Source organism: Thalassospira sp. MCCC 1A01428, from assembly GCF_002115825.1.
GTDB lineage: Bacteria > Pseudomonadota > Alphaproteobacteria > Rhodospirillales > Thalassospiraceae > Thalassospira.
This window is the reverse complement of sequence record NZ_JFJZ01000076.1, coordinates 1-11150: the sequence shown is the minus strand read 5'-3', so window position 1 is coordinate 11150 and position 11150 is coordinate 1. Positions and strand designations below refer to the sequence as shown.

The following is an 11150-nucleotide window of genomic DNA, read 5'->3' as shown; positions in this document are numbered from 1 at the left end:
GGTCGGCCTTGGGTGACGAGCGCCGATTTGGCGCGGGCGCTTGGCTATGCCAATGCTAACAAGGTAACGGTTCTTTATAATCGCCTAAAAGACGAGTTTTCCGACGATATGACCCTCTTACTCAAATTGAGTACGAGGGGGCAGGTCGCGCCAACCAACCACCGGGTATTCTCCCCGCGCGGGTGTAGAACAATAGCGTTTTTTGCCCGCACCGACCGCGCCAAGGAATTTCGCCGGTGGGTGCTGGATGTTCTCGAAGGGCTGGAAAAGCCCGCGCCAGCCCCGGTCAAGGTGCGCGGGCGGGTTTTGACCCGCATGGATCATCGTTTGATCAACCAGCGGGCACAACAGATTTTAAACCAGCATTTCCCTGCCGTGCGCGATGATTTGGCCGGGCAGGCACAGGCGATGCTGGATTGCGGGCAGGTGCCCGATATCGCCGCGCTGGATGTGGTGGACCCGCATTATTTTTCGCGTGCGCCGCATTATGCGCCGTTTCAAAACGGTATGGGGATTGTGCGGGTTGAGGGCCGGTTTGTGGTGTTTGATGCCAGCGATTGGCAGGTTTGTGCCGGGGCAAAAGTGGTTGCGGTTGCGGTCGATGATGGCCGGTTGATGCTGGCCGATATTGCCGACCCTTTGGCCGGGCAAGGCTGGTTTGACCGCTGCATGAGGGCGGGCCCCCCGGCCCGGCAGCCTTTTGCATCCGGTCGTGGTGGTTATTGGCCGGGTGGTTTGGGAGGAAAGCTGATGGTTAGCCCGTATCTTATAGAAGGCCCGGCGGTGATCAGCTTTAGCGGCGGGCGTTCGTCTGGTTACATGCTGTACAATATCATTCAGGCGCATGGCGGAGCCCTGCCGGGCGATGTGAAAGTGATATTTTGCAATACCGGCCTTGAGCATCATGAAACACTGGATTTCGTGCAGGAATGCGCAAGCCGGTGGGGTGTTCATATCACCTGGTTGGAATGGCGCGACAAGGCTGTTTTTGGAGCGGCGTTCGAGGTGGTTTCACACAACAGCGCAAGCCGGAATGGTGAGCCGTTCCGTGCGTTGGTTCGCAAACGCAAGTATTTGCCGAACCCGGTTAAGCGCCTTTGCACCGCAGAATTAAAAGTCAAAACCACCGAGCGTTATTGCAAGCAGGTTCTTGGGTTGAAGGAATGGACTTCGATTGTTGGCCTTCGGGCAGATGAGCGACACCGCGTTGCAGGCATGAATGCCCGGAATGAAACTGGAAAAGACGCATGGGAAACCATGTTGCCTATGTTCGAGGCAGGGGTAACAAAGCGCGATGTTTCCGCGTTTTGGCAGTGTCAGCGGTTTGACCTTGGCTTGCCAAATATCAACGGATCAACGCCGGGTGGAAACTGTCGCCTTTGCTTCATGAAGGGGCAAAGAACCATCATGGGGATCATCAGGTTAGACCCGCACAGTGCAGACTGGTGGGTCGATACTGAAAAGGAAGCCGGAGCAACGTTCCGTTCGGATCGACCTTCCTATGCAGAGATGAAACAGCTTTCACAAGATCAGGGTGATTTCGGCTTTGAGGCCGATGAAGGTCTGCCCTGCATGTGTACGGATTGAGGTGCTGGCATGACGAAAACAGAGCCCGTTGTTTTGCTCTGCGATGCCAAGGGGTGCGGCAAGGCGGGAAGTCATATCATGACCGGGCATGGTCGATGGTGCCGTGCGCATATCCCGCCGGAATTTTACCGTGAAAAACGCATTGCCGAGGGGCAGGAACGCGAATTTGAACCGATGGGGCCGGTGCCCCGGGAAGCGAAGAAACCAACGCAAAGCAGGCTGTTTTAAATGACGAATATTGATGCCATTTTCGGGGCAGCCCCGGTTGAGCCGCACCACGCCGAGGCCGAGGCGTGTTTGCTGGCGAGTTTGATGGCGAATAATGACGGGTTTGACGAGGTGGCCGACCGGCTGCGGCCTGATCATTTTTATGACCCGGCGCTAGGGCGGATTTATGAGGCTATAGGCGATTTGATTGCGCGGGGGCACAAGGCCAACCCGGTGACGTTAAAGCGCGCTGTGCCCGATGATATCGACATTGTGGTGGAGGTGGCGGCGGCGTTGATCAGCGTTGCCAATAACGCGCAATATTGCCGGATCATTTTGAACATGTGGCAGCGGCGCGAGATGATGCGCATTGCACAGGCGTTGCTGGATGATGCCTGTGATGGCGCGGTGATGGACGATGTGGATTCCATGCGCGAGATGGCCGAGGGTGCGCTTTTTGACCTGGCGACGGGGGCGGCTGGCGGCGGCGGGGCCAAGGCGGTTGCCGATATGATGCCTGATGCCCTGACCATGATTAATGATGGCATTACCGCACAGCGGGCTGGAAAGGTGACAGGTACGCCGGTGGGCATTGCCGACCTTGACCGGGATTTATCGGGGTTTCAGCCGGGGAATTTGATTATTCTGGCGGGTCGCCCAAGCATGGGAAAGACGGCGCTGGCGCTTACGATGGCCCTTAATGCGGTGCGCGACCGGCAAAGGCCGGGCGGGGTGGCTTTTTTCAGCCTTGAAATGAGTGACGCGGAACTGATGGAACGGCTTTTGAGTAATGCCGCCGATCTGGATTATACCGCGATTATCAAGCGGGTGTTGGCCGACCGGGATTTTATGCGCCTTAGCGAGTTTGGCGAAGGGCTGCGCCGGGAACCGTTGTTTATTGATGACCGCCCTTCGACCAGTGTTGCGCGGATGCGCACGGAATGTCGCAAGATTGCGCGGCAGGCCGGGGGCCTTAAGCTGGTGATTGTGGATTATTTGCAGCTTATGGCCGGATCGCGGGATTTCAGGGGCGAACGATACCAGCAGATTACCGAGCTTTCGATGCAGTTAAAGCAATTGGCAAAGGAGTTGAACGTGCCGGTGATTGCCCTGTCGCAGTTATCGCGGGCTGTTGAACAGCGCGATGACAAGCGGCCTTTGCTTTCCGATTTGCGTGAGTCGGGATCGATTGAACAGGATGCCGATGTGGTGATGTTTGTGTACCGCGAACAGTATTACCTGGAGCGCGCCGAGCCGGTGCAAAAGCAGGGTGAGAGTGCCGACCGGTTTGGCGAGCGCTATATTGCGTGGCAGGAACGATTGCGGATATGCGAGGGCACGGCCGACATTATTGTTGCCAAGGCGCGACGCGGCAAGGTGGGCACGGTTCGGTGCGCGTTTTTGGGGCATCGGCAGCGGTTTGCCGGGCTGGACAAGGCAGCGTAAGGAGGGGGTTATGGAAGATACTGGCGGATGGATCAAGCTGCACCGCAAGACCCTGAAATGGGAGTGGTACGAGGATGTGAACGTTGCGCGGGTGTTCATACATTTGTTGCTTACAGCGTCGCATTTAAAGCGGCGATACCGGGGGCGGGACTTGCCTGCCGGGTCGGTTGTGACGGGGCGCAATGCGTTGGCCGATGAATGTGGGCTTTCGGTGCAAAAGGTGCGCACGGCACTGGATAAATTGCAGTCAACCGGGGAGATAACCATCACGGCAACGGCACATTATTCCATAATATCAGTGCTTAAGTGGGATGATTACCAATCAAATAACCATCAATCAACCAGCAACCAACCAGCACCTAACCAACAGTTAACCATCAATCAACCAGCACTTAACCATCAAGTAACCACTATACAAGAATGTAAGAATGAAAGAATGGAAGAATCATCGGGGGCGGGGATCGTTCGCTTTCCGGGCGGGCATTCGATTGTTTCTGATGGCGCAGACGGCAAGGCCGTGGTTGGGGCCGGGGCGAACAAGGGCAAGCAGGTGGATGTGTGCCGCGATATTCTGGTGGATTGCGGCTATGACTATCTGGCGTTTGAAGCCAATGGCGGGCATTACCGTGCGATGATTGATTTGCTTGATGCCGGGGTGAGTGTTCGGGCGCTGGAAGTGGCAGCACAGCGGTGCGGGACGCCATCCAAGATTGCAAGGCCGCCCGAATACATCGCCAAGGTGTATCGCGCCAATGTTGATGCTATCGAGCGCGAGATTGCGGTAGACCCGCACAAGGCGGCGTTGGGCAATGCGATTGCTGCCTGGCAAAAGGGTGGCAAGGTGGGGCCATGCCCCCGGCCAGATGACTTTGATGCGAACGGCAACCCGGTTAGGAGGGCGGTGAATGATGCGTAAGTGTGACAGGATGGATGTTTGGGCGGCGTTGCAATGGGTGGTACAGGACCAAAAAGCGGACATGGCCTATAACGATGGCAACCTGTTGGGCTATGGCGAACAGCCGGGGAGTATTACGCGACGGGTGATGAACATGGCGCAATATGGTGCTGTTATTGGCGGTTCTAATGGATCGATGCCTGATCTTGACCCTGATGCTGAAATTATATGGATTGGTGTTGAATGCCTGTTTGAGGCGTGGCGCACTGGTGCGCTTGTGGGTGAGGTTGGCCTTAATGTTCCGGTGCAGATGCAACGCTGCCTTAAGAAATGGCGGCGCAATCCTGTGGCTGAAATGGTTCTGTCGGCGCGGTCTGGCGTGATGCCGGACTGGATGCCGGGCGGTTGGCAGAGCGATTCGGGTCTTACACGCCGGGAAGTAGAGGAATGCAGGCTTAATTACATCATGGTCTGGGATATGCTGGCGGCGTTGTGCACGAGGTTGCAGGGCTCTCACAGGCTGGGCATTGTTGTCGAAATGCCCGGTATTCCGCGCCTTCCGTGGCATGGTCGGAAAAAAGTTCAACAAGCCTGTTGACAAAATTCGGGCTTTCAGCGTAAACGGAAAGAGTATTCCTAATATTTGCGCCCGTTGGAGTAATCCGGCGGGCGTTTTTGTTTTTGTCTTTTGCTTCTCTGATCAACTCAAGGCCCGGCCATTGTGCCGGGCCTTGGCTTTTTCGGGGTGATAGGATGTGTGATGCCTGCATTGCCAAGGAAGCCTTGTGCCTTTGCCCGATGTGGGCGGTTGACCGAACCGGGGCAGCGCCATTGCCAGTTGCACAAGCGGGAACGCCAGGTGCGGCAGGACAAGGAACGGGGAACGGCGGCGAACCGGGGCTATGGCTACAAGTGGCAAAAGGCACGGGTTGGTTTTTTAAAGCACCATCCATTGTGCTGCCGGTGTGAACAGGCGGGCTTGGTTGTCGCGGCGGCGGTCGTCGATCACATCAAGCCGCATCGCGGTGACATGGTTCTGTTTTGGGATCGTGCCAACTGGCAAAGTTTATGTACCGCTTGCCATAATACGAAAACTGCCAAGGAGGACGGTGGGTTTGGTCGCCGGTTGACATGAATTTTATGGGAACATCAATAGGAACTTATCGTTCTTTTTATGTTCTTCATTTGTATCATCTTGTTCTCGTTAGGGGTGGGGGAGGGTCTGATTTCTACGGATATTGACCTCAAGACCGCTCTGTGCACACGCATTTACTCGTGAGAAATTGAAAAGGAAAAACCCATAGGAAAAAAAGCCTAGTTATATTTCTTCGGGTTGTTCTTTTTTTTTGCGTTTTGGTTGGGCGCGGTTAGGGTCGGGGATCACTCCCCGGCCCTTTTATTTTATGGTGGCGAGGATGGCAAAGGGACGTAAACCGGATGTGAGCAACGTTATTCCGTTGACCGTCGATGGTCGCGACGTTGGCCCCGCTGCGCGGATGGAAGATGCACGGGCATCGGCGGCGGAATTGAAACCGGCCAGCATGAGCGACGGGGCGGGTAAGGTCTGGGACCAGGTGGCGCCGGTATTGGCCGAAAAAAACCGGCTGGATGCATTGTTTGTGTGGGCCGTTGCCGAATTGTGCGAGTGCCTGGCGCGGATGGAAGCGCACCGCGCTGCCTTCACAATGAAGGATGAAACCTACGAGGTTGATGGTCGTAACGGCACACAGTTTAAGACCCGGCCCGAGGTTGCGCAGTTTAATGAAACGCGGCGCACCGCTTTGCGGCTGTTTGCTGAATTTGGCATGACGCCAAGCGCGTCTCGTTCGCTTGCGGCGGCTGTTGGTCAGGGTGATTTGTTCGATGACTTTGACGATTTCAGGGAAAGCAGGGGGACGTAAACGCCGCCGCAATATCAAGCGGGCAGAACTGGTGCGCCGGTTCAAGGGCAACCCGGCGGTGCTGTACCATATCAGCACATGGTATGCGCTGGCCGTTGTCGAGGGCAAAATACCGGCCTGCAAGCTTCGCATTGCGGCCTGCCAGCGCCAGATCAATGATTTGATTGACGGGCCAAAGCGCGGGCTGATGTTTTCGATGCCCCGCGCCGATCATGTGATGGCATTTTTCCCGCTGTTTTTGCGCCATTCCAAGGGGGAATGGGGCAACCACCGGTTCGAGTTATCGGACTGGCAAAAGTTTTGCCTGTCGGTTCTGTTTGGCTGGCTGGTCGCGGAAACCGGGCTGCGGCGGTTTATTTATGCCTATTTCGAGGTGCCGCGTAAAAACGGCAAATCAACATTCCTGTCGGGTGTTGGTTTATACATGTTTGTGATGGATCAGGAGCCCGGTGCCGAGGTTTACACTGCCGCGACCAAGTCGGAACAGGCGAAAATCATCTTTTCCGAAGCGCAGAACATGGTGCGCAAAAGCCCGAAACTGCGCAAACATATCCTGTCAATGTCGCGGCATCTGGAACATCCGCGTTCGGCGTCGATTTTCAAATATATTTCGGCAGATGCCAAAACGCAGGACGGGTTAAACAGCCATTGCAACCTGGTTGACGAGGTTCACGCGCACAAGGATCGCAGCCTGATCGAAGTGCTGGAAACCGGCATGGGGGCGCGGCGTCAACCTTTGCACATCGAAATCACAACGGCGGGAACGGACCCCTATTCGGTGTGTCGGGAACATCATGATTATTCAGTCAAGGTGATGACTGGCGTTTTTGATGACGACACATGGTTTGGTTTTATCTGTTCGGTCGATAAGGGCGATGACCCGTTTGCGGAATTAAGCTGGCGCAAGGCCAACCCGAACTGGGGTGTGTCGGTACGCGCCGATAACTTTGAAAAGATCGTGTCAAAGGCGCGAAACAACCCTGCGTCGTTGGCATCGTTCAAGCGGTTGCGCCTGAATGTTTGGGGGCAAACGTCGGAAATCTGGCTGGATATTGCCCAATGGGACAAATGCCATATCGAATTTGACCGCGAAAGCCTGCGCGGCAAGCGGTGCTATATCGGCATGGATATGTCGTCGGTTAGCGACATTACGGCGGTTGTGCTTGTGTTTCCGCCAGAATTTGAGGGTGAAAAAACACGGATATTGCCGTTTTTCTGGGTGCCCGAGGCGACCATTGAAAAGCGCGTGGAAGATCGCGCCGTCCCCTATGATCAGTGGGAAGAAATGGGGCTGATCCGCCGCACAGAAGGCGGTGCAACGGATTATGACGCGATTGAAACCTTTATTCTGGGCGACGATGACGCCGGGATTGAAGGGCTGCGGGATGAATTTGAAATTGTCGAAATCGCTTATGACCGGATGTTTGCCGGGCAGATTATTCAGCACCTTGAAACACAGGGTTTGACCTGTGTTTCGATGGGGCAAGGCATGTATGGCATGGCGGCCCCCTGCCGGGAACTGGAACAGTTGGTGATTAGCGGCAAAATTGCCCATGACGGCAACCCGGTTATGACCTGGATGATTTCAAATACTGCGGTCAAAACCGACGATCACGACAACAAAAAACCGATCAAGCCCGATAGCCGCAAGGATATGCGCAAAATCGACGGTGTGGTTGCCATGTTGATGGCGATTGGCCGGATTATTTCAGCCGAGGCCGATGAAGAAGTGTCGGCGGAATCAATATTTGGTGGTGTTATATGAAACTGCAAAAATTGACCGGCTGGATGAAACGCAGTTCTGCCAGTGATCGCGAAATTAACGCGCTTCGCTGGCAGAACTGGCCGACAATCAGCCTGGGCGGCCTCGCTGGTGATGGCCCGCCAATCAGCCATCACACGGTATATTCGTGCATTAACGTGATTGCCGAGGGCTGCGCGATGCTGCCGTTTTTGCTGTATCGGCGGCAAAATGACAGCCGGGTTATCGCGCTTGATCATCCGTTGCATGATATTTTGCAATTCAGCCCGAACCCGCACATGACGGCATTTCAGTATTTTCAATTGCTGATGTTTGAAAAGCTGAATTACGGCGATCACTTCGCCCTGAAAGTGTTTGATGATCGTGGGCGATTAAGCGAGTTGTACCCGATTGAATACAGCCGGGTGCTGCCATATTGGTATCTGGAAAAGGAAACCGGGCTGCGCCGCCGTGCCTATCGCGTAAGCGGCTTTTCAGGGCTGCAATCGGTCTTTCTGGAAGATGAAATTTTTCATGTGCAGTTCAAGCCGGTTTTGAGCGGCGATAATTACGGGCTGCGCGGGGCATCGGTTTGGCAGCAATACCAGCAAGGCACCATCGATAGCGCCCTGACAGCGGAAAAGTTCGTTGCAGACGGGTTTCAGAACGGTGTGAATATGTCCGGCCATATCAGTGTGGACGCGCCGTTAAAGGCCGAGGAATCGGATAAACTGCGCGAGCAGATCAAGAAAAGTTATGGCGGCCGCAACGGCGCAATTGGCGTTTTTGGCTATGGTGCGAAATTTTACGCGCACAGCCAGACCAGTAAAGACGGGCAAATTCTGGAAACCCGGCAGTTTGACCGTTCAGTGATCGCCGGGATTTTGCGGGTTTCCGCCCATTTGATCAATGATCTGTCGAAGGCCACGTTCTCGAATGTCGAACATCTTGACCTGGCCCATTTCAAACACTGCCTTTTGCCGCACCTGATCGATTTACGGCAAACCGCCCGCAAGGATTTGCTGGCGGAAAGCGAGCGCAGCGCGTTTGAGTTTGACCACGACGAGACGGTTTTGTTGCGTGGCGATCAGAAAAGTTTCGCCGAGGTGCTGGAAAAGGCCGTGCAAAACGCCCGTATGACGCCGAACGAGGCGCGAAAGGCCACCGGGTTGCCACCAAAGGAGGGCGGGGACCAATTGTTTATCAATAGCGCCAGCATCCCGCTGGACGTGGCAGCAAAGCAGACTGCGCCAAATCAGAAAGGGCCGGCAAGTGAATGAACCTGATTTGAAGGATGGGCCGACGCCCACCGATTTTGAATTGCGCTTTACGCTGGCCTCTGAATTGCGGGCGGAAAGTGATGCCGCACGTAAGGTAACTGGTTATGCCGCGCTGTTTGGTGTCAAAACGAAAATACGCATGTGGGGCGGTTACAGCTTTGAGGAATGGCTTAATCGCGGCGCTTTTTCGTCCAGTCTGAAATCAGGCAAGGATGTTCGCTACTTGGCCGAGCATCGTTACGATTTGCTGCTGTCGCGTGTTTCTGCCGGGACGTTGACCCTTTTGGAAGATGACAAGGGCCTTCGGTTTGATGCGGATTTGCCCGATACAACGGCGGGACGAGATACTTATGAGCAAATCCGTAACGGCAATTACAGCGGCATGAGTTTCGGTTTCAAGACGGTTAAAAACCGCGCTGAATATGATGATCGTGGCCGTCTTGTTCGCATTCAGCACGATGAAGTTGACCTGGGCGAAATCTCGGTCACATCGATGCCAGCCTATCCTAAAACCAGCGTTGCAATCCGCTCGCTGGCAACCCGGCCCGCGCCGGATTTGCGGGCATTCCGCCTGCGCGTTCTAAAACTGAAAGGTTAACTCCCATGACACTTAAGGAAATGCAGGCCCGGCGCGCCAAAATGGTCGCCGATATGGATAAACTCGTCTCTGGTGATGCCCTGACCGACGAACAACGGTCGCAATTTGATGATCTGGAAAAGCAGATCGGCACCCTTGATTCTGATATCAAACGCATGGAAACCATTGAAGCCCGGCGTTCGGAAGCGGCGGCACAGGTTCCTGCCGGTGGCGGTTCCAATGACGACCCGGCAGCGGGTGGCACCCGGTCGCAAGACCCGTTTGGCGGGCGGCCTGGTTTGGTTCCGGCCCAATTTGCAGAGCAGCGTGATCTTGGCGATGATTTTGGCGCGTTTGTGCGCTGTTATGGCGCGAGCCAGCTTGAATTGCGTGATGGCCGCTCGTCCAACCCGGCGCAGGTTGCTGCAAAGTTGTATGGTGAAGGACATCCGGTGGTTGATGACCTGACCCGTGCCCAGACCATGTCCGATAATGCTGCGGGTGGTTTCACTGTAACGCCGAATTACATGCCGGAAATCATCAAGTTGATGGGGCCGAAAACCATTGTTCGTCAGCGGGCTACGGTGGTGCCTGGCAATGCGACCTACATCAAAGGTAAGGATGCCGCTGTCGTTTCATACGTTGGTGAAAACGAACAGGGCAATACGACCAAGGTTACTTTCGGCACCATGACGATGGCCGAAAAGGATATTTCGGCAATCTTGCCGATTTCCAAGAAGCTGCTGCGCACCACGTCCTACGGCGTTGAAGCCTATTGCCGTAACGAATTGATTCGCGCTGCTGCGCGGTTTGAAGATCGCAAGTTCCTGTATGGTACTGGTACAGGCAAGGAAGTTAAGGGTTATAAAGGTTCGATCCTTGCCGTAAACAAGATTGACGCCGCTGATTTGACGGCGCCGACAAACAAGCAGGTACGGGCTGATTTGCGCAAGTTAATGAAGCCGATTATTGCAGCGGATATTGAGCTTGGCGGTGAAAATACCGCTTGGTTCATGAACCCGCTGGTCAAGATGTATCTGGAAGATTTGTATGAAGGCGATAACCTGGCTTTCCCGACTTTGCAGGGTAACAATCCTACCTTGCTGGGTTATCCCGTTGATACGACCACAACTATTGCCGGGGCATCCGGGGACGGTGGTGATATCTTCTTTGGTGCGCACGGCTATGCGCAGGTTGCTGACAGTGTTGCGCTATCACTTTCAACCAGTGATCAGGCATCTTTTGTTGATGCAACCGGTGCCACCGTCAATATGTGGGCGATGGGAATGCTTGGTATCAAGCTGGATATGTCGCACGATTTCGCATTCCGCTATGAGCAGGCATTTTCGATGCTGCAAAAGGTGAAATGGGGCCAGTAAACGGTCAATAAAGATGTAATCAGGCGGGGTGCCATGCTCCCCGTTTTTCTTTGTTTGAAATGAAGGAAATCAACCAATGTTGACAGCCCTTGGCCGTGATGATTCGGCCTATATGACGCCAGCCTTTGCCAAGGCTG

General features: G+C 54.8%; 11 protein-coding genes. All 11 read left to right on the top strand.

Translation table 11 applies throughout. The features are described from left to right. On the top strand, nt 1-1587 hold a 1587-nt coding region (locus THS27_RS24925), incomplete at its 5' end, for a BRO family protein (protein ID WP_139835739.1). Nucleotides 1588-1596: 9 nt separating this feature from the next. After that, nucleotides 1597-1815 (top strand): hypothetical protein, encoded by a 219-nt coding sequence (locus tag THS27_RS24920; RefSeq protein ID WP_085595541.1) that lies wholly within the window; start codon nt 1597-1599, stop codon nt 1813-1815. Further along, nucleotides 1816-3240, top strand: a complete 1425-nt coding sequence (gene dnaB / locus THS27_RS24915) for a replicative DNA helicase (RefSeq protein WP_085595539.1) — start codon at nt 1816-1818, stop codon at nt 3238-3240. Nucleotides 3241-3250: 10 nt separating this feature from the next. Next, the gene (locus tag THS27_RS24910; RefSeq protein ID WP_085595536.1) at nt 3251-4156 is read left to right on the top strand and encodes a hypothetical protein; all 906 of its coding nucleotides are present in this window, start codon (nt 3251-3253) and stop codon (nt 4154-4156) included. Continuing rightward, nucleotides 4146-4733, top strand: a complete 588-nt coding sequence (locus THS27_RS24905) for a hypothetical protein (RefSeq protein WP_139835738.1) — start codon at nt 4146-4148, stop codon at nt 4731-4733. The genes THS27_RS24910 and THS27_RS24905 overlap by 11 nt, the downstream gene beginning before the upstream one ends. 162 nt (nt 4734-4895) lie before the next feature. Next, on the top strand, nt 4896-5270 hold the full coding sequence (locus THS27_RS24900; protein WP_085595532.1) for an HNH endonuclease: 375 nt from the start codon (nt 4896-4898) through the stop codon (nt 5268-5270). A 280-nt stretch (nt 5271-5550) separates the two neighbouring features. Beyond that, complete coding sequence (locus THS27_RS24895) at nt 5551-6036, top strand: P27 family phage terminase small subunit (protein WP_168185006.1); 486 nt, start codon at nt 5551-5553, stop codon at nt 6034-6036. Then, nucleotides 5999-7801, top strand: coding sequence for a terminase large subunit (locus THS27_RS24890; RefSeq protein WP_085595528.1), 1803 nt, complete (start codon nt 5999-6001; stop codon nt 7799-7801). Before THS27_RS24895 ends, THS27_RS24890 begins: the two co-directional genes overlap by 38 nt. Beyond that, complete coding sequence (locus THS27_RS24885) at nt 7798-9057, top strand: phage portal protein (RefSeq protein ID WP_085595526.1); 1260 nt, start codon at nt 7798-7800, stop codon at nt 9055-9057. Before THS27_RS24890 ends, THS27_RS24885 begins: the two co-directional genes overlap by 4 nt. Beyond that, nucleotides 9050-9655, top strand: coding sequence for an HK97 family phage prohead protease (locus THS27_RS24880; protein ID WP_168185005.1), 606 nt, complete (start codon nt 9050-9052; stop codon nt 9653-9655). Before THS27_RS24885 ends, THS27_RS24880 begins: the two co-directional genes overlap by 8 nt. 5 nt (nt 9656-9660) lie before the next feature. Next, nucleotides 9661-11013, top strand: a complete 1353-nt coding sequence (locus THS27_RS24875) for a phage major capsid protein (protein ID WP_085595522.1) — start codon at nt 9661-9663, stop codon at nt 11011-11013. Nucleotides 11014-11150: the final 137 nt, after the last annotated feature.